This is a genomic window from Streptomyces sp. NPDC002057 (genome assembly GCF_040296665.1).
Taxonomy (GTDB): domain Bacteria; phylum Actinomycetota; class Actinomycetes; order Streptomycetales; family Streptomycetaceae; genus Streptomyces.
Genome location: NZ_JBEOXR010000043.1, coordinates 1 through 18966 on the forward strand (window position 1 = coordinate 1; position 18966 = coordinate 18966).

The 18966-nt window shown below is 72.6% G+C and carries 17 protein-coding genes; 13 read left to right on the forward strand and 4 right to left on the reverse strand.

What is annotated here, in order from left to right; all coding sequences use genetic code 11:
* Positions 1-248 precede the first annotated feature (248 nt).
* Positions 249-1364, forward strand: coding sequence for a glutamate--cysteine ligase (locus ABT129_RS27375; protein ID WP_351906920.1), 1116 nt, complete (start codon positions 249-251; stop codon positions 1362-1364).
* 148 nt (positions 1365-1512) lie between these two features.
* On the opposite strand, the gene ABT129_RS27380 is transcribed toward ABT129_RS27375, so the two are convergent.
* On the reverse strand, positions 1513-2418 hold the full coding sequence (locus tag ABT129_RS27380) for an NmrA family NAD(P)-binding protein (protein WP_351906922.1): 906 nt from the start codon (positions 2416-2418) through the stop codon (positions 1513-1515).
* A gap of 91 nt (positions 2419-2509) precedes the next feature.
* Here ABT129_RS27380 and ABT129_RS27385 point away from each other — a divergent pair, with 91 nt between their 5' ends.
* Positions 2510-3100, forward strand: a complete 591-nt coding sequence (locus ABT129_RS27385) for a TetR/AcrR family transcriptional regulator (protein WP_351906924.1) — start codon at positions 2510-2512, stop codon at positions 3098-3100.
* A gap of 32 nt (positions 3101-3132) precedes the next feature.
* On the opposite strand, the gene ABT129_RS27390 is transcribed toward ABT129_RS27385, so the two are convergent.
* A complete protein-coding gene (locus ABT129_RS27390) occupies positions 3133-3582 on the reverse strand; it encodes an Lrp/AsnC family transcriptional regulator (protein WP_351906926.1) in 450 nt (149 codons plus the stop codon).
* Positions 3583-3686: 104 nt separating this feature from the next.
* On the opposite strand from ABT129_RS27390, the gene ABT129_RS27395 reads away from it, so the two are divergent.
* Complete coding sequence (locus tag ABT129_RS27395; protein WP_351906928.1) at positions 3687-4649, forward strand: SMP-30/gluconolactonase/LRE family protein; 963 nt, start codon at positions 3687-3689, stop codon at positions 4647-4649.
* 130 nt (positions 4650-4779) lie between these two features.
* Here ABT129_RS27395 and ABT129_RS27400 read toward each other — a convergent pair whose 3' ends face one another.
* Positions 4780-5994, reverse strand: coding sequence for an MFS transporter (locus ABT129_RS27400; RefSeq protein ID WP_351906930.1), 1215 nt, complete (start codon positions 5992-5994; stop codon positions 4780-4782).
* 406 nt (positions 5995-6400) lie between these two features.
* On the opposite strand from ABT129_RS27400, the gene ABT129_RS27405 reads away from it, so the two are divergent.
* The 10 genes from ABT129_RS27405 (at position 6401) to ABT129_RS27450 (ending at position 17676) form a co-directional block, all read left to right on the forward strand.
* On the forward strand, positions 6401-7327 hold the full coding sequence (locus ABT129_RS27405; RefSeq protein WP_351906932.1) for a LysR family transcriptional regulator: 927 nt from the start codon (positions 6401-6403) through the stop codon (positions 7325-7327).
* Positions 7328-7545: 218 nt separating this feature from the next.
* Positions 7546-8346, forward strand: coding sequence for a heparin lyase I family protein (locus ABT129_RS27410; protein ID WP_351906934.1), 801 nt, complete (start codon positions 7546-7548; stop codon positions 8344-8346).
* 70 nt (positions 8347-8416) lie between these two features.
* Complete coding sequence (locus ABT129_RS27415) at positions 8417-10438, forward strand: outer membrane protein assembly factor BamB family protein (RefSeq protein WP_351906936.1); 2022 nt, start codon at positions 8417-8419, stop codon at positions 10436-10438.
* 123 nt (positions 10439-10561) lie between these two features.
* Entirely contained in the window at positions 10562-11680 is a 1119-nt protein-coding gene (locus ABT129_RS27420; RefSeq protein WP_351906938.1) for a substrate-binding domain-containing protein, read from the forward strand.
* A 150-nt stretch (positions 11681-11830) separates the two neighbouring features.
* On the forward strand, positions 11831-13099 hold the full coding sequence (locus ABT129_RS27425; protein ID WP_351906940.1) for an ABC transporter substrate-binding protein: 1269 nt from the start codon (positions 11831-11833) through the stop codon (positions 13097-13099).
* A gap of 94 nt (positions 13100-13193) precedes the next feature.
* Complete coding sequence (locus ABT129_RS27430) at positions 13194-14090, forward strand: carbohydrate ABC transporter permease (protein ID WP_351906942.1); 897 nt, start codon at positions 13194-13196, stop codon at positions 14088-14090.
* Positions 14087-14947: a carbohydrate ABC transporter permease gene (locus ABT129_RS27435; RefSeq protein WP_502981926.1), complete on the forward strand. Its 861-nt coding sequence runs from the start codon at positions 14087-14089 to the stop codon at positions 14945-14947. The genes ABT129_RS27430 and ABT129_RS27435 overlap by 4 nt, the downstream gene beginning before the upstream one ends.
* Before the next feature lie 60 nt (positions 14948-15007).
* Positions 15008-15979, forward strand: coding sequence for a hydroxyacid dehydrogenase (locus ABT129_RS27440; protein WP_351907040.1), 972 nt, complete (start codon positions 15008-15010; stop codon positions 15977-15979).
* Between the two features lie 16 nt (positions 15980-15995).
* The gene (locus ABT129_RS27445; RefSeq protein ID WP_351906944.1) at positions 15996-16964 is read left to right on the forward strand and encodes an ROK family protein; all 969 of its coding nucleotides are present in this window, start codon (positions 15996-15998) and stop codon (positions 16962-16964) included.
* 64 nt (positions 16965-17028) lie between these two features.
* Positions 17029-17676 carry an alpha-ketoglutarate-dependent dioxygenase AlkB family protein gene (locus ABT129_RS27450; RefSeq protein ID WP_351906946.1) on the forward strand — a complete coding sequence of 216 codons (648 nt, stop codon included), beginning with the start codon at positions 17029-17031 and terminating at the stop codon, positions 17674-17676.
* 31 nt (positions 17677-17707) lie between these two features.
* On the opposite strand, the gene ABT129_RS27455 is transcribed toward ABT129_RS27450, so the two are convergent.
* Positions 17708-18943, reverse strand: a complete 1236-nt coding sequence (locus ABT129_RS27455; RefSeq protein WP_351907042.1) for a ThuA domain-containing protein — start codon at positions 18941-18943, stop codon at positions 17708-17710.
* Between the last annotated feature and the right edge of the window lie 23 nt (positions 18944-18966).

The window sequence follows — 18966 nt, forward strand, 5'->3', positions numbered from 1 at the left end:
GCCCCCCCCCGGGGGCCCCGCCGCCCCCCCCCCCCCCCGGCCCCGGGGGGGGGGGGGGGGCCCCCCCCCCCCCCCCGCCCCCCCGGCCCGGCGTCGTCCGCGCGTACGGCACCGGGCCCGGCATCGCGGGCGGTCACCCTCTCCGCGTCCTGGCGGGCCGCTCGGGACGGGCTTCCCGGTTTTCCGCATGCTTGCGGGGAACGCGGGCAGGCGCGCTACATCCGACGGCTCGACCCCTGGACGGCGTCATGCGAAGCGTGGGCGTGGAAGAAGAACTGCTGCTGGTGGACGCGCGCAGCGGTGCCCCGCTCGCCGTCTCCGGAGCGGTCCTGGCGGCCGCGGACCGCCTGGCCTGGCGGCGACCCGGCAGCGGCGGTCCGGAGGAGCACGAGTTCGAGGAGGAACTGCAGAAGGAGCAACTGGAGTTCGCCACCAAGCCGGTGACGGAGATGGGCGAACTCCGGGAGGAGATCGTCCGCATCCGAGGAGAGGCCGCCCGCCACGCGGCCACCGCCGGCGCCGCGGTCGCGGCCATCGCGACCTCGCCGCTGCCCGTCCGGCCCTCACTGAGCGTGGGCCGCCGCTACGCGTGGCTGGGGAAGCAGTTCGGTCTGACCGCGCAGGAGCAGCTGACGTGCGGTTGCCACGTCCACGTCTCGGTCGCCTCGGACGAGGAGGGCGTCGAGGTGCTGGACCGCATCAGGCCCTGGCTGGCCGTCCTGCTGGCGATGAGCGCGAACTCGCCCTTCTGGCAGGGCGAGGACAGCGGGTACGGGAGCTACCGCAGCCGGGTCTGGAACCGGTGGCCGTCGGCCGGCCCGGTGGAGATCTTCGGCTCGGCCGACCGCTACCACGAGCAGGTCCGCGCGATGATCGACACCGGGGTGCTGCGCGACGAGGGAATGATGTACTTCGACGCCCGGCTCTCCGCCACGTACCCCACGGTCGAGGTCCGGGTGGCCGATGTCTGCCTCGACCCCTCGGACGCCGTTCTGATGGCCACGCTCGTGCGGGGCCTCGTCGAGACCGCCGCCCGCGAATGGCAGGAGGGCGTGCCACCGGCGAGGGTCGGCACGAGCCTGCTGCGGCTGGCCTCCTGGCGGGCGGGCCGGTCGGGCCTCGACGGCCCGCTCCTGCACCCCGGGACCCTGCGGGAGACGTCCGCGGAACACGCCGTCTCGGCCCTGTACGCGCACGTACGGGAGGCCCTGGCGGCCGCCGGCGAGGAGGACCGGGTCCGTGAGGGCATCGCCCACCTGCACGAACGCGGCACCGGCGCCCGCGTCCAACGGCAGCTGCTGGCCGGCGGGGGATCACTCGCCTCCGTCGTCGGCCGGTGCGCGGAGATGACGACGGCGACCTGAGGACCGGGTGCGGGAACGCTCCACCCCTGCCTGCGACGGTACGGCCCCCACTCCCACCGGCACCGACGCGGGCCGTCCCTCGGTCCAGCGCCCGGCCGCGTACCGGTACGGAGCCTGGTCCGGTCCCCGGCCATGCCCCGGTACGCGCTCAGCGCGGCCCGGCCGTGGGGCCGGCGGTCGCGTGCGTCCGGAGTTCCCGCTCCGCCACCGTGCGGAAGTCGTTCGGCGGGCGGCCGGTGAGGCGCCGGACGGTGTCGGTGGTGCGGTCCTCGGCCCCCCGGGCGATGGCCCGGTCCATGTCGGCCAGCAGGGTGGCGAACTCCGGCGGCATCACCGCGGCCAGCCGGTCGCGCAGCTCGTCGTGGGCGAGGCGGTGGTGGACCACGGGGCGGCCGGTGACCCGGGTGGCGATCGCGGCGACGGCGTCGTGGCTGAGCGCCTCGGGCCCGGTCAGGACCAGGTCGGTGTCGGGCGCGCGCTCGTCCGTCAGGGCGTGCGCGGCGACGGCGGCGATGTCGTCGGCGTCGACGAAGCCGACCCTGCCGTCGCCGGCCGCCGTCCGGATGGTCCCTTCCTCGCGGATGCTGTCGGCGTGCGCGTGCGCGCCGGTGAAGTTCTGCATGAACCAGGACGGCCGCAGCACCGCCCACTCGTCGAACAGGCCGGGCAGGGCACGGTGCACCGCCCCCACCGCGGGGCCGCCCTCGGGGATGGCCGAGGAGGAGAGCAGTACGGCACGGCGCACCCCGGCGGCGCGGGCCCGCCGCAGGAACGGCAGCATGACCGGGGCCGGTTCCGGGTCGCCCACCGGCGGGACGAGGTAGACGCGGTCGGCTCCGTCGAGGGCGCGGTCGAAGGTCTCCGGGTCGTACCAGTCGAAGCGGACCGGATCCGTGCCCGGCAGCGGTGTGGCCCGGCGCCCGGCGGCCCTGACGCGGTGGCCCGCGGCGGTCAGCCTGGCGGCCGTGCGGCGGCCGGTGGTCCCGGTGGCGCCGATGACCAGGATGGTTCCGGTGCGCCGGCGGTGCTCCGTCGGCGAGGCGGTCGCGGGCATGAGGGTCTCCGTCCCGTACGATACGGACCAGTGGTCCGCTTCTTCGGGGAACGATACGGACCGCCGGTCCGCATCGCAACCGGAGGACTCCATGACCGAGCGCAGCCCACGCAAGGACGCAGCCCGCAACCGGGCGGCCGTCTTCGCCGCCGCAGACGACCTCTTCTCCCGCTGCCGGAGCCCCGAGGACGTGACCATGGCCGACATCGCGGCCGAGGCCGGCGTCGGCAAGGGAACGCTCTTCCGCGCCTTCGGCGACCGAACCGGGCTGATCGGCGCCCTGTACGAGGCACGACTCGAACCCGTCAGGGCCGCCGTCGAAGAGGGCCCGCCGCCGCTGGGGCCCGCCGCCCCGCCCTCCCGGCGGGTGCCCGCCCTGCTGGACGCCGTGCTGTGCCTGAAGCTCGACAACCGCCACCTCGCGCTGGCCCTGGAGGGAACCGGCGCGGGCAGCAGCCCCTACGGCACCCCGCACTACGCGTGGTGGCACTCCCTGCTCCGTGACCTCCTCGGCCGGATCCCCGGTCAGTCCGACGCCGACTTCACCGCGCACGCCCTGCTCGCCGCCACCCGGGCCGACCTCGTCGCGTACCTGGCCGGCGACGAGGGCGTACCCCGTGAGGAACTGCGCGAGCGGCTGGCGGACTTCACCGCCCGGATCCTCGGCACCCCGTCCGGCTGAGGGCCGGGCGGCGCGGCGCGTCCGGGGCCGGGTCACCCTTCGGCGGGCACGGGGGAGAGGGGGCGCTCGAAGAAGGTCTCCAGGACCACCGTGGCCTGGGTCCCGCTCACCCCGTCGACGGCGTAGATCCGCCGCAGCACGTCCTGGAGCTGCTCGGTGGTCGCGGTCCTGACCTTCACCAGGACCGAGGCGCTGCCGGCGATGACGTGGGCCTCCAGGATCTCGGGGATCGCGGCGAAGTCCGCCGCGGAGTCGCCCATCCAGGACGTCGAGTCGACCATCACGTAGGCCAGGACGGCGCTGCCCACCGCCGCCGGGTCCACGTCGGCCATGGTCCGCCGGATGACCCCGCGCTCCCGCAGCTTCCGCACGCGCTCGTGCGCGGCGCCCGCCGACAGGCCGACGGCCTGGCCGAGGGCGGCGTAGGGCTGGGTGGCGTCCAGCTGGAGTTGAGCCAGCAGCAGCCGATCGATGTGATCCACAACTCTCCATTCGCCAAGACCTTGTATGGACCGTATCCCATTCTGCGATGATCGCCCCAGGCAGGATCGTGTTCGGCAGACGAGGGTTGCGGGAAGGGAAGCGCATGACGACCGACGAGGGCCCCGGGCTGTACGAGATGTTCGACGACCGGTTCCGTACCGGACGGTGCATGAACGGCGACGACGCGCTGGAGGTCCTGTACACCGGCTGCCGCTGGGCCGAGGGACCGATCTACCTCCCCGCCTGGCGGCAGCTGATCTGGAGCGACATCCCCAACGACCGGATGCTCCGCTGGGACGAGGAGACGGGCGCCGTCAGCGTCTTCCGCCGCTCCGCCGGTCACACCAACGGCAACACCCTCGACCGCCAGGGCCGGCTGATCACCTGTGAGCAGGGCAACCGACGGGTGACCCGCACCGAACACGACGGCACCGTCACCGTGCTGGCGGACCGGTGGAACGGCAGGCGGCTGAACAGCCCGAACGACGCGGCCGTGAAGTCCGACGGTTCGATCTGGTTCTCCGACCCGGACTTCGGCATCACCAGCGACTACGAGGGGTACCGCGCGGAGAGCGAGATCGGCTCGAACAACGTCTACCGCGTCGATCCCGTCACCGGCGAGGTGCGGCTGGTCGCCGACTGCTTCGCCGCGCCGAACGGGCTGGTCTTCTCCCAGGACGAGCGGCGGCTGTACGTCTCCGACACCAGGGCCGGTCACATCCGCGTCTTCGACGTGCGCGAGGACGGCACCCTGTCCGAGGGCAGGGTCTTCGCCGACGCGTCCGCCCGCGAGAAGGCCCGCTTCGACAACCTCCGCTTCGACGACGGCGGTCGGCTCTGGGCCGCCGCGATGAACGACGGGGTGCACTGTTACGACCCCGACGGCACCCTGATCGGACGGCTCCACGTCCCCGAGGCGGTGGCCAACATCTCCTGGGGCGGTGCCAAGCGCAACCGCCTCTTCATCACCGCGGAGACCAGCCTCTACTCGGTGGTGATGGGTGCCACCGGCACCCACCCGACGGGACCGGGCCACCGGCCCTGGCAGGCCGCGGCACCCCGCTGAACAGCGGTCTCAGGGCTTCCGGGCGCCGGAGGGTCAGCCCGTCGCGCGTGCGGCCGCCCTCGACGGCGGCGAGCCTTTTCAGGGTCATGGACAGCTCGCTTCCGTGGTGGTGACGGTGTTCCGGCGCGCTTCACGCGGGCCGGGCGGCCTTCCGCGTCCCCCCGCGCGCGCTCCACATCGCCACGGTGGTGGGGACGGCGAGGAGGGCTCCGGTCAGCAGCACGCCGCTCAGGGCGACGTGGTCGGCGACGATGCCGCCGAACAGGGCTCCGAGCGCGATCGCCAGGTTGAACACCGAGGTGTTCAGCGCGGTGGCCGCCTCGGCCGAGTCCGGCGCCGAGCGGAGGATCCAGGTCTGGACGCCGACCGGAACACCGCCGAAGGCCAGTCCCCACGCGATCAGCAGAACCGTCCCGCCGACCGGGGTGCCGCCGAGGAGCGGGAAGACCGCCAACACCGCCGCCAGCGCGACACCGAGGGCGACGAGGGTCGTGCGGGCATCGCGTGCGGCCGCCGCGCCGGCCAGGAAGTTGCCCGCGATGCCCGCGACGCCGAAGCCGAGCAGCAGCGGACCGACCATCGCCTCGCCGATCCCCGAGACGTCCCGGAGCACCGGGCTGACGAAGGTGAACGCGGCGAAGTGGCCGCTCACCAGCAGGAACGTGGCCAGGATGCCGGCCCGTACCGCCGGATTGCGGAACTGCCGCGACAGCGTCCGCAGGTGTACGGCCGCGCCGGCGGGCAGCGGCGGCAGCAGGACGGTCAGGGCCACCAGGACGACCAGGCCGAGCCCGGCGACCGCGAAGAACGCGATGCGCCAGTCGCCCAGTCCGCCGATCAGGGTCCCGGCCGGCACGCCGAGCACATTGGCCGCCGTGGCTCCGCCGAACACGATCGAGACCGCCCGGGGCACGTACCGCTCCGGGACCAGGCGTACCGCGAGGCCGGCCGCGAGGGCCCAGAACCTGCCGATGCTGATGCCGACGAGGAATCGCGAGGCGAGCAGCAGCGCGAAGGTGGGAGCCAGCGCCGACAGCACGTTCGCGGCCACCATGAGCACGATCAGGCCGAGCAGGACGATCCGCCGGTCCAGGCGACGTATCACCACCGGGAGCAGGGGCGCGGTGGCGGAGGCGACCAGGCCGGGAACGGTCACCATCAGCCCCGCCGTCCCCTCGGAGACGCCGAGCGTGCCGCCGATGAAGGGAAGCAGGCCGACGGGGAGGGACTCGACGGTGACGAGCACGAAGGTGCCGACCGCCATGGCCACGACGGCGAGCCATCTTCGGAGGGGTACCCGCTCGGCGTCGGGAGCGACGGACGCGGGTGTGTCGACGAGGGTCATGGGGGAGGCACTTCCGATCGGTAGGGGTCTCAACAGGCATGCAGGGCGGCGGAGTCAGGCGGAAGGACCGCCGGTACCTGGTGGTGAGGGCACCGGAGTCAGGCGGACGGCGATGCCGGCGAGGTGCGGTGTCATGCGGTGCCTTCCTGATGGTCGGGTGGACCTGCGGATGCGGTGACGAAGGGGACGGCGTCGTCATCGACTCGCCCGGCCCGGCCGGACGAGTGCGTCAGGACCCGGGGCACCCGGGACGGATGCCGTGTGCGGATCCGGGGGTCCGGTGCCAGGTCCTGGGGGTGGGGCGTGAGCGCTCGCGGACCACCCTGCTCCGCGCGGTCGGCACCGACAAGGTGCGATAGTGACCTGAGTGTTTAGCCGGATTCAACGACACGGGGTGGCGGGGGGCTTGCTCGAACGGGTGGAGCTGGAGGCGTTCCTGACGCTGGCCGAGGAACTGCACTTCGGCCGCACGGCCGAACGCATGCACCTCACGACGGGCCGCGTGAGCCAGACCATCCGGAAGCTGGAACGCCGCGTCGGTGCCCCGCTGTTCGAGCGCACCAGCCGCTACGTCCGTCTCACCGCGATCGGACGGCAGCTGCACGAGGACCTCCTGCCCGTCTACCGGGGACTGGAGGCCGGGCTGCAGAAGGCGATCAACGCCGCGCAGGGCGTCGAGAACGTGCTGAGGGTCGGATACGTCGGTCCCGCCGTGGCCCAACTCACGCTCCACGCCGCCCAGCTCTACGCCGAGCGCTTCCCCGGCAGCCGGATCCAGCCCCGCGAGGTGCAGATCGCCGACGGCTTCCCGCGGCTGCTCGGCGGCGACGTCGACGTGCTGATCGTGACCCTGCCGCACCAGGAGCCCGGCATGGTCAACGGGCCGGTCCTGTTCTCCGAGCACCGCATGCTCGCGGTGTCCTCACGCCATCCCCTGGCCCGCCGGGAGACGGTCTCCCTGGAGGACCTCGCGGCCGTCCGGCTCCTGCAGGTCTCCCGTACGCTCCCCGGCTACTGGCGGAGCGAGCGCACCCCCCTTCGGACGCCCTCGGGGGCTCCCATCGAGCGCGGGCAGGCCTTCGACACCCTGCAGGAGGCGCTGTCGCTGATCGGCGCCGACCACGGTGCCTTCGTGGTCGGCGCCCAGGTCACCCGCTACTTCGCCCGTCCCGACGTCGTCTACGTCCCCTTCTCGGACGCGCCGCCCCTCGAATGGGTCCCGACGTGGCTCTCCGCGACCCCGGAGAACGCCATCCGTCTCTTCAACAGGGCCGCCCTGGACGCCGCGGGTCTGCTCCAGCCGGCCACGATCAGCGCCGACTTCGGCGCCTGACGGAGATCCGCGCGCCCTGTGACCGGTCCCGGGGCCGGGACCGGTCACTCGTGGAGAGACGAAGGACTTTCGTTCCTCGCTCTTCCGATGTCGTTCGTCATCATGTCACCATGCAGTCGCGCGATTGACCTCCAAAGGGGCGTCAAGTGATGTCGCTTCGTCGTTCTGGCAGCGGCCCCCTCGCGAGATCGCGTGCTCCGACGATGCCGAGGAGACAAATGATCAAGCTTCGCAGGATGTCGACCTCCCTCTGTACGGGGGCGCTGCTGGTGGCCCCGCTCATCGGCCCGGGGGTCGCGCACGCCACCACCGAGGCGCTGCGGGTGGACTACGAGAGCGGAACCCCCGACTCGGGGGTGGCGGGCCTGACCACCACGCACGCGACGGCCGCGGACGCCTCCGGCGTCGTCCGGCCCGGGCACGGGGGCTCGTACGCCGTCCAGCACAAGGTGACGCTCGGCGACCCGGGGTACGAGTCGAACGGCGCCCCCCGCAGCGAGAGCGCGACGGACCTGCTCGCCTCCGGACGCTTCGACGTGGGTGACGAGCAGCGTTACGAGTTCAGCCTGCTGCTCAAGGACTGGCAGCCGTACGCGCCGGGGGACAGCACGTCGGGTGACATCGTCTTCCAGGGCAAGTACGCGGGCGGCAACGTGCCAGCGTTCTACCTCATGACGAAGCGCAACGAGATCGCCTTCCGCTCGCCCCACCTGAACCGCCAGTCGACGGTCGTGGCCGACCTCCGCCCGTACGTGAACAGGTGGATGGAGTTCCGCGTGGACGCGCGTTGGACCACCGACGGGACGGGCCACTTCCGGGTCTCCGTCCGGCTTCCCGGGCAGTCCACCCACCAGCCGGTCGTCTCGTACGAGAACGTGCGCACCTACCAGCCGGTGAACCCGGCGGACCACGGCTACCTCAAGTGGGGCCTCTACCGCCCCTCGCAGTCGCTCGGCAACGGCGACGTGCCCACGCGGATCGTCCAGCACGACGACATCCGCGTTCTCGACCTGACCTGACCTGACCTGACCTGACCTGGCGTCCGTCCGTCGGAGGGCGCGACCCACCCCACCCCTTCATGGAGCACAGATGACCGACTCCCCTTCCCCGAGCAGGCGCCGACTGCTCCAGGCCGGTGGCGCGCTCGGCCTCGCGACGGCCGCCGGAACTCTCCTCGCCCCGCGGGCGGGCGCGGCGCCCGGCGCGGCGCCCACGACGGTGGTCACCGACCTGGGCCCGGGCCTGGTCCAGTTCTCGCTGATGAGCGGGGTGCTCGTCGGCGACACCGTCTACATCGGGGCGCGCAACCTGAACCCGGCCCGGGTGATCGGGTTCCACCTCCCGAGCCGGAAGGTGGTCGCGTCCACCACCCTCGACGCGGGGCCCGAGCCCTCCGTCCAGGCGCTCGCGGCGGACCCCACCGGCCGCTACCTCTACATGGGCGTCCTGGTGAAGGCCGACCAGGGCCGCCCCAACCTCTACCGGTGGGACCTGCGGACGCCCGACCGGCCCGCCGTGGCCATCGGCAGGACGGGGGACCGCGACGTCCGTGATCTGTCGGTCGCCCCCGACGGCACGGTCTTCGCCGTGGGCGGCGTCCCGGGGAAGGCACCCGCCCTGTGGGAGTACGACCCGGCCACCGGCGCCGTCACCGACCGGGGCGTGCCCGACCCCGGGGCGACCCTCGCCCGGGCGGTCGCGGCCACGGACACCACCGTCTTCTTCGGGGCGGGCAGCGTCCTCGCCGGCGGGAGCGGCGCGAGCAGGGCGTCGCTGTTCGCCTTCGACCGGCGGACCCGCACGTTCACCTCGATCGTGCCCGAGGAGATGGAGAAGGACCCCAGCCTGCGGGAGCTCGCCGTCGTGGACGGGCACCTGGTCGTCGGCACCTCGGGCGGCGTCGAACCGGCGAAGCTCGCCGTGATGGACCTGGCGGACCTCTCCTCGTACACCGTGGTGCCCACCGGGGGCACGGTCGTCAAGACGTTCGCCGCCGACGAGGAGCGGATCTACTTCGCCTCCGAGTCGGGGGTGCACGCCTGCACGAAGGCGGACAGGACGATCTCCCCCGTGCGGTTCACCGGACCGGACCTCGGCGAGATCTGGGGCGTGGACCACGTCGACGGGAAGCTGGCGGTGGTCTCGGGGTACGGCTTCGTCGCCGAGATCGACGTGGCGGCCGGTACGTCGGTGATCACCGACCTGCACGACGCGGGTGCGGTCGCCGGCCCTCAGGCGGGCATGGGGATCGCCGCCGGCCGCGGATACGTCTACCTCGGCGGCAACGGTGCCATCTCCCGGCGCGACCTGAGGACCGGCGAGGTCGTCAACCTGCGGGCGCCCGGCGAGGCCAAGGACGCGGAGGTGATCGAGGGCGTCCTGTACACCGGCCAGTACAACGCGCAGGGCATCTGGCGGTACGACCCCTCCAGACGGCGGCAACCGCTGCAGGCGGCGCGCTTCCCCAGCGAGCAGAACCGGCCGCTGGACACCTCGTGGGACCCGGACAACGAGCTGCTCCTCGTCGGCGTGCAGTCGGACACCGAGGGCGGCGGCGCCCTGTGGACGTACTGCCCGAGGACGGGGAGGTCGGCCTCCTACGTCAATCCGATCGACGACGTCCAGCTCGTCCGGGCGGTGGCGAACCGGGACGGCCTCGCCTACCTGGGCGGCGACAACGCCTCCAGGACGGGACCGCGCGCGACCGTCGTCGCCGTCGACCCGGTCACCGGCGAGGAGCGGTGGCGCGTCGATCCGCAGCAGACGGCGGGCGTGGCGGCTCTGGCGGTGCAGGGCCGGAACCTCTACGGGCTCACGACGAAGGGCGGCCTGTTCGTCGTCGACCGCCGGACCCGGAAGGTGGTCCACACCGCCGACGTCAGCGCGGTCAGCAAGGGATTCGCCGCCCTGGTGACCAACCGGGGCGCGGTCTACGGCGTCTCGGACACCACGCTCTTCCGTTTCCACCCGAAGACGTTCGCCGTCAGCACGGTCGTCGCCGGGATCGACGGTGCCTGGTACAGCGGCCCGCACGTCAACGCCCACCGGGGCCTGCTCTACACGCTCCGGGGCCACAACCTCGTCGCGGTCGACGACAGGCCGTCGCACTGACCCGGTGACGTCCCGAGGCGGCCCCGAGATCCGCTGTTCCCGGCCGATGTTGACCTTTGATTGATATCTTTCGGTTGTCGAGTGAAAGATGACGGTTCACTCGTTACCGAGAGGGGACTGAAGGTGTTGGCTGACGAGCGGCGGGAAGCGATCCTGCGTGCCGTGGAGCGCCAGGGTTCGATCACCGTGAAGGCGCTGGCGGAGGAGATGGGCGTCTCCGCCGTCACCCTGCGCCAGGACGTGCGGGAGCTGGCCGGCCGGGGACTGCTGACCCGGGTGCACGGCGGAGCGAGGGCGCTGACCTCGGTCGATCCCGTTCTCGCCGCGGCCCCGGCCCCGGCCGCCGCCTCCGTCGAGGCCCCTGCCCCCGTCCCGTCGTCCGCGGGGGAGAGGTTCGCCGTCGGCCTGGTCGTGCCGCCGGGCGGCTACTACTACGCGGAGGTCATCCGCGGCGTCCAGAACGCGGCCCGCTCGCAGGGCGTCCGGGTCGTGCTCGCCGTCTCCGGCGAGTCGCTCGCGGAGAACCGCGAACAGGTCCGCCAGCTGGTCGCCGGCGGGATCGACGCCCTGTTGCTGATGCCGCACCCGGGTCTGCGTCCGCCGGAGGAGGCGGAGCGCTGGCTGGGCACCCTGGAGGTGCCGGCCGTGCTGGTGGAGCGCCGGGCCGGGATGAGGGCGGGACGGCTGGAGCAGGTGGCCTCCGACCACGCCTACGGCGCCGCCCTCGCGGTACGGCACCTCGCCGGGCTCGGGCACGACCGGGTGGCCCTGGTCGCGAGGGTCGAGAGTCCCAACACGGCGCTTCTCAGCGCCGGTTACGCCGAGGCCGTGGAGGCCATGGGGCTGCGGCCGGGGCCGGAGTACCGCATCGTCACCACCGGCGACGCGGCTCCGGCCGACACGCGTTTCGACGAGGTGGTCCGGGCCGTGGAGGCCGGTGAGGTCCGCGCGGCGCTCGTGCACAACGACATCGACGCCATCGCCCTCGTGGGCATCCTGCGCGCCCGGGGGCTGCGGGTGCCGGAGGACCTGGCCCTGGTCACCTACGACGACGAGGTCGCCGAGCTCAGCGAGGTACCGCTCACCGCGGTGGCTCCCCCCAAGCAGGCGGTGGGTTCGTGGGCCCTCGACCTGGCCGTACGGCGGCTGTCGGACCCCTCGACACCGCTGGCGGAGCTCCTGCTGCGCCCGGAACTCCGGGTCCGCGCGTCCTGTGGCGCCGAACGCCAGGCGGGCGTCTGAGCATGTGATGCCATATTGCTTCGTTCGGAAAAAAGCGAAAGCAAATGGATTGACGCGCTGTCGTACGTAACGAATGATTGCGGTGACACCCAAGCGAACGATCGGTGGCACATCATGTTTCGTAGACGACTGACAGCGCTGGTCTGCTCCGTGGCAGCACTCGGCCTCCTCGCCACGGGATGCGGAGACGCGGACGGCGGGACGTCCACGGCGGCGAAGGGCACCGGAACGGTCACCTTCTGGTCGTTCCTCAAGGGCTCCGACAAGGTGGCGGAGGCCTTCAACCGGAGCCACCCGGACATCAAGGTCACCTTCGAGGCGGTCCCCTCGGGCCAGGAGTACTACTCCAAGCTCACGAACGCGGTGAAGGCCGGAACCGTCCCGGACGTCGCCGTGGCCGAGTACGCGCACCTGCCCGAGTTCGCCACCCAGGGCAAACTGGAAGGGCTCCGCGGCACGCTCGGCCCCCTGGTCGAGAAGCACTTCCCGGCGTCGACACGGCAGTTGGTCGAGCTGGGCGGCGAGACCTGGGGCGTCCCCCGCGACGCCGCGCCGCTGATGCTGTTCTACCGGAACGACTTCTTCGAGACCCACGGGATCGACGTCCCCACCACCTGGGACCAGTACCGGACCATGGCCGGCCAGGTGAGGAAGGCGGACCCGAAGGCCCGCGGCGGCGTCCTCCACACCGACAACCCGGGCCTGCTCACCGCCCTCGCCCAGCAGGCCGGGGCACGGTGGTTCGCCACGGAGAAGGACGCCTGGAAGGTCTCGCTGACCGACGCCCCCTCCCGGAAGGTCGCCGACTACTGGGGCGACCTCGCCCGGCAGGACCTCGTCCACTCGCTCAGCTCGCTCGACCCGTTCTGGACGAGCGTCCAGCAGAACCGGACCGTCGCCTACGTCTGCGCGAGCTGGTGCGCCGGAGCCCAGCGGGCGACCGTCGCCGACCAGGCGGGCAAGTGGTCCGTCGCCCCCGTCCCGACCTGGGACGGCAAGCCGGCCTCCGCCATGTACGGCGGCTCCTCCTTCGTCATCCCCAAGGGGGCCGGGAACAGCGCGGCCGCCGCCGAGTTCATCGAGTGGATCACCACCGACCCCGAGGGCATGAAGGCGTGGGTCTCCTCCGGCACCAGCAGCATGTTCCCCGCCGACCCCCGTCTCGTACCGGTCACCAAGGCCGCCTTCCCCACCGACTACTTCGGCGACCAGGACGTGTACGCCGTGGGCAGCGCGTCCTACGAGGCCGTCCGGCCCGGCTGGACCTGGGGCCCCGTCACGGGAACCACCAACACGGCCATCGTCGACCGGCTCCCGAAGGTCGCCGAGGGCGGGACGAGGCTCTTCGACGTCCTCAGCGGCGCGCAGCGGGCCACCGTCGGGGACATGGAACGCCGCGGGATGAAGGTCGCCCCGTAGGACGCCCCCTGGTGAGCCGATACCCGCCCCGCCGTACGAGGGCGGCGTCGGCTCCCGCCCCGCACCTTCCCGCCCCCACCGAGAAAGGCCCGGTATGACAAGCCCGTCAGCCCGCGCCCAGCGCCGTACCGCCGTGCTCCTCCTGGCACCGTTCTTCCTCCTCTTCGCCGCCGTCACCCTCGCCCCGCTCCTCTACGCGGGCTGGATGAGCCTGTTCACCACCCGCACCTCCGGCCTCGGCTTCGGCGGCACCGAAGAGGTCTTCGCCGGGCTCGACAACTACGTCCACGCCCTGTCGGACCCGGCGTTCCGCGGCGGATTCGTCACCATCGCCGCGTACGTGGCCGTCTACATCCCGGTGATGATCGGCGGCGCCCTCGTCCTCGCCCTGCTCCTCGACACGGCACTGGCCAAGGCGCGGACCTTCTTCCAGCTGGCCCTGTTCCTCCCGCACGCGGTGCCCGGTCTCATCGCGGCGCTCATCTGGGTCTACCTGTACACGCCGGGTCTGAGCCCGGTGATCGACCTCCTGAGCGCCGGCGGCCTCGACATCGACTTCCTGTCGGCGGACAACGCGGTCTTCTCCGCGGCGAACATCGCCGTCTGGGAGTGGATCGGCTACAACATGGTCATCTTCTACGCCGCGCTCCAGGCGGTGCCGCGCGAGACCCTCGACGCGGCGGAGATCGACGGCGCGGGCGGCATCCGCACCGCCCTGTCCATCAAGGTCCCGATGATCCGCCCGGCCATCGCGCTGGCCGTCCTGTTCACCGTCATCGGATCGGTCCAGCTCTTCACCGAGCCGAAGGTCATCTACAGCGCCTCCAGCGCGATCGGCAGCAGCTGGACGCCCAACATGTTCGTCCAGACCGCCGCCTTCACCCACAACGACTTCGGCCTCGCGGCAGCCGCCTCGCTGCTCATCGCGGTGTTCGCCGCCGTGCTGTCGTTCCTCGTCACCCGTCTCTCGCGCAGCAGGAGCAAGCCGTGACCAAGAACCGTCCCTCGGTCCTGCTGTCCAAGGCCGGCGTGACCGCGATGCTCGGCCTCGCCGCCCTCTACACGCTCCTGCCCATGCTCTGGCTGGTCCTGTCCTCCACCAAGAGCCGCCAGGACCTCTTCGCCACGAACGGCTTCGCACCGGGCCACGAATTCGCGCTCGCCGACAACCTCCGGTACCTCTTCGACACCGACGACGGCATCTACCTCCGCTGGCTGCTCAACACCGTCCTGTACGCCGGTGTCGGCGCCCTCCTCGCCACGGTCTTCAGCGTCGCCGCCGGCTACGCGTTCGACAAACTCGCCTTCCCCGCCAAGGAGAAGCTCTTCTCCCTCGTCCTGCTCGGCGTCATGGTGCCGGGAACGGCCATGGCGATACCCCTGTACCTGATCGCCGCCAAGGCCGGTCTGGTGAACAACTTCTGGGGCGTGTTCGTCCCCGGCCTCGTCTTCCCGTTCGGGGTGTACCTGGCCCGGGTCTTCAGCGCCTCCTACGTCCCCGGAGAGGTCCTCGAAGCCGCCCGGATGGACGGGGCCGGCGAGTTCAGGACCTTCTGCCGGATCGCCCTGCCGATGATCGCCCCCGGTTTCGTGACCATCTTCCTCTTCCAGTTCACCCAGATCTGGAACAGCTTCTTCCTGCCCCTGGTGATGCTCTCCGACGAGGACCTCTTCCCGGTCAACCTCGGTCTGTACGTCTGGTACTCCTCCGCCCTCTCCCAGGGGCACCCGCAGGACTACCTCCTCGCGATCGTCGGATCGCTGGTGTCCGTGGTCCCCCTGGTCGTCCTCTTCCTGATGCTCCAGCGGTTCTGGAAGTCCGGCATGACCGCCGGCGCCGTCAAGTAGGCCACCGTCATGAGGATCCCCATGCCCTCCACACAGCCCCGCCCGCGCGCCCTGTTCGCCATGGGCCGCCGGCACCGCGACGCCCTGTTCCCGCCGGCCGCGGTCGAGCGGCTGACCCGGCACGTCGACATCGACCCCCTGGTCCTCGCCGAGGACTTCGACCGCGTCCCCGACCCGGCCGGCGTCGAGATCCTGATCACCTCCTGGGGATGCCCCCCGCTCGACGAGGCGGTACTGGCCCGCATGCCCGCGCTGAAGGCGGTCGTCCACGCGGCCGGCAGCGTCAAACACCACGTGACGGACGCGTGCTGGGACCGCGGAATCCTCGTCTCCACCGCGGCTGCCGCCAACGCCGTGCCCGTCGCCGAGTACACGGTCGCCGCCATCCTCTTCGCCAACAAGCGCGTCCTGGAGATCGGCGGCCTCTACCGCGCACACCGGACCGCCCTGGACTGGGCGGCGCACTACCCCGGCCTCGGCAACTACCGCAGGACGGTCGGCCTGGTCGGCGCCTCCCTCGTGGGTCGCAGGGTGCTGGAGCTGCTGCGCCCGCACGACTTCGACGTCCTGCTCGCCGACCCCCACCTCGACCCCGCCGAGGCCCGGTCGCTGGGCGCCCGGCTCGTCGCACTCGACGAGCTGCTGGCGGTCTCCGACGTCGTCTCGCTGCACGCCCCCGCCCTGCCCGAGACCCACCACCTGCTCGACGCCCGCCGGCTGGCGCTCCTGCGGGACGGCGCCACCCTCGTCAACACGGGGCGGGGCTCGCTCATCGACACCGAGGCCCTCACCGCCGAAGCCTCCTCGGGGCGCGTCCACGCCGTCCTCGACGTCACGGAGCCCGAAGTGCTGCCGGAGACGTCCCCGCTGTACTCGCTGCCGAACGTGCTCCTGACCCCGCACATCGCCGGCTCGCTCGGCGGCGAGCTCCAGCGCATCACCCGGAGCGCCCTGGACGAGGTGGAACGCTACTGCGCGGGGGTGGAGTTCGCGTACCCGGTGACCCGCGCGGCCCTGACGACCTCGGCCTGAGCGGAAAGGAGCGCACGTGACCACCCCCCGCGCCGACACCGCCCACGCCGACACCCCGCACCGCGACACCCCGCACGTCATCGCCCTCGACGTGGGCGGCACCGGTATGAAGGCCGCCCTGTTCGACAGCGCCCTGACCGCCGCCGTCGCGGTAGACCGGCCGACTCCCCGCCGGCTCGGCCCCGAGGCCGTCCTCGACGCCATCGTCTCGACGCTCGCCGACCTCGCCCGTACGGCCGCCCGGCAGGGCCTGCCCGTGGCGCACACCGGCGTCGTCGTCCCGGGCATCGTCGACGACCCGACCGGACGGGTCGTCTACGCGGCCAACCTCGGCTTCGCCGACCTGCCCCTGGCCGAGGTGCTCCGCGAACGCACCGGCCTCGCGGTCACCGTCGGCCACGACGTCCGCGCGGGCGCCGCCGCCGAGGCCGCCCGCGGAGCGGCCCGCGGCACACGGCACGCCCTCTTCGTTCCCATCGGCACCGGCATCGCCGGAGGGTTCGTCGTCGACGGCCGCCCGCTCACCGCCGACGGCTACGCCGGCGAGATCGGCCACATCGTCGTCGACCCCACCGGCCCCGCCTGCGGCTGCGGCGGACGCGGCTGCCTGGAGGCCCTCGCCTCGGGCCCCGCACTCGCCGCCGCGCTCGCCGCACGCACGGGGCGCGCGGTGCGGGACGCGGCACAGGTGGCCGACCTCGTCCGGGAGGGGGACGCCGACGCGCGGGAGGTGTGGGACCGGGCGGTCGACGCGCTCGGCGTCGTACTCGCCGCGCTGACCACCGCCCTCGCGCCGGAGGTCGTCGTGATCGGCGGCGGGGTCGGCGGGGCGGGCGACCTGCTGCTCACGCCGCTCCGCTCCTCGCTCGCCGCCCGGCTGACCTTCCAGCGCGTGCCCCGGGTCACCCGGGCGGCGCTCGGTGACCGCGCGGGCTGTCTGGGAGCGGGTCTCCTGGCCTGGCGGGCCGCCGGGACCGACGGCTGAAGGGGGCGGGCCCCTCGTCCAGTGTATTCGTTCATATGTTCGGTTCATGGTCTACGCTGGACCCATGACCGCAGCACGCCCCGCTCTGCCCGGACTGCAGGGCTCCCTGTTCGACCAGGGCGACGACATCCGCTTCGGTCCGCTGGACGGGGTCCGGCGGACGGTGCTGGACGGCGGCGCCTGGATCGACCACCTCCCGGGCTGGCTGCACGGAGCCGACGCGCTCTTCGAGGAGCTGGTCGACCGGGTGCCCTGGCGGGCCGAGGAGCGGCCGATGTACGACACCGTGGTCGCCGTCCCCCGGCTCCTGGCCCACTACGGCGAGGGCGTCCCCCTCCCGCACCCGGCTCTCACCGAGGCCCGGTCCGCCCTCGGCTCCCACTACGCCCCCGAGCTCGGCGAACCCTTCACCACCGCCGGCCTCTGCCTCTACCGCGACGGCCGCGACAGCGTCGCCTGGCACGGCGACCGGACCGGCCGTTCCGCCACCCACGACACGATGGTCGCCATCCTCTCCCTCGGCGACCCCCGCGACCTGGCCTTCCGTCCGCGCTCCGGCGGCCCGACGGCGCTCCGCCTGCCGCTCGGCCACGGAGACCTGGTCGTGATGGGCGGCTCCTGCCAGCGCACCTGGGAACACGCCGTGCCCAAGACGACCCGCGCGGTCGGCCCCCGCGTCAGTGTCCAGTTCCGCCCTCGCGGGGTGCTCTGAGACCTGACACGGGGGCCGGGGCGTGCGCCCCCTAGGGGGTCGCGGTCGGGCGGAAACTCTGCGACGGGGAACCGTCACAGGTGCGCTGCACGAGCTGCACACCGGTCGCGGCGGTGCCGCCCGCGGTGAGGCACTTGCCGCTGTGGCGGGCGACGAGGCGGTAGCGGCCGGAGGGTTCGCTCACCGGCAGCCACTGCTGGTTGGTGCCGCCGCCGTAGGCCCACAGCTGGAGCGGCGCGCCGTCGGCGGTGGACCGGTCGGCGACGTCGAGGGCCTGGTGCGGGGCGTTGCGGATCCCGATGCGGCTGTGGCCGTCGGTCGTCGGGGTGAAGCGGAACTGCTGGGCCTGGGTGCCGTTGCAGGTGTACTGCTGGACGGCCGTGCCGTTGGCCGTACCCGCCGCCCGGGCGTCGACGCACAGGCCGTTGGCCTCGGCCGCGAGGGTGTACCAGGAGTCCCCGGGGAAGGGGCCCGGCGGAGTGGTGGTGTCCGTGCCCGCGAGCCAGCGGAGGGCGTCGAGCAGGAACCGGTTCTGGGTGGGGCTGGCGAAGGTCGAGGAGAGCCGGGTGTTCGTGGAGTAGTTCATGGCGTTGTGGCCGAAGTTGGCGTACAGCATGCGGTACTGCGTGTTGGTCCAGACGAGGGGGTAGTCGCCGCTGTACCAGGACTGGTTCGGGTCGGTGCCGAGCGGGAAGCTGACCGGGTCGACCGAGGCGAGCACCTTGACGGACGGGTTGGACCGCAGGTTGTTCGACCAGCTGTACCACTCGCTGACGGCCGAGGTCCACGTCGCCGGCAGGCCGGCCGCGGCGGGGTGGGAGGCGTTCTCCGTACGGACGACGGCGGTGGTCGGCCCCCAGGTGTTGGAGCGGAAGTTCCCGCTGCCCAGGAACTGGTTGTAGTACCAGTTCCAGCCCGGGGCGTTCGTGGTGAACGCCGATACGTGGAAGCCGAGCCATCCGCCGCCGCCCCGCATGTACCGCTCGAAGCCGGCGCGCTGGGCGGCGCTCTGCGGGGCGTCGTCGAGGAAGAGCACGACGTCGTACGCGTCCACGCCGCCGTTGGCGAGCAGGTTCCAGTCGGTGGTCGCCGTGTAGGAGAAGTTCTGGGCGGCGGCGGTACGGGGGAACCAGTCGTTGGCCTCCTTGACGAAGTCGATGTGGGCCGCGTCCCAGGTGCCGCTGGAGAACGCGATCACCCGGAAGTCGGGGGCGGCGGGCACCGCCTGCGCGGGGGCGACGGCCCCGGCGCCGAGGACGAGCGCCATCAGGCCGAGGAGTCGGAGAAGGA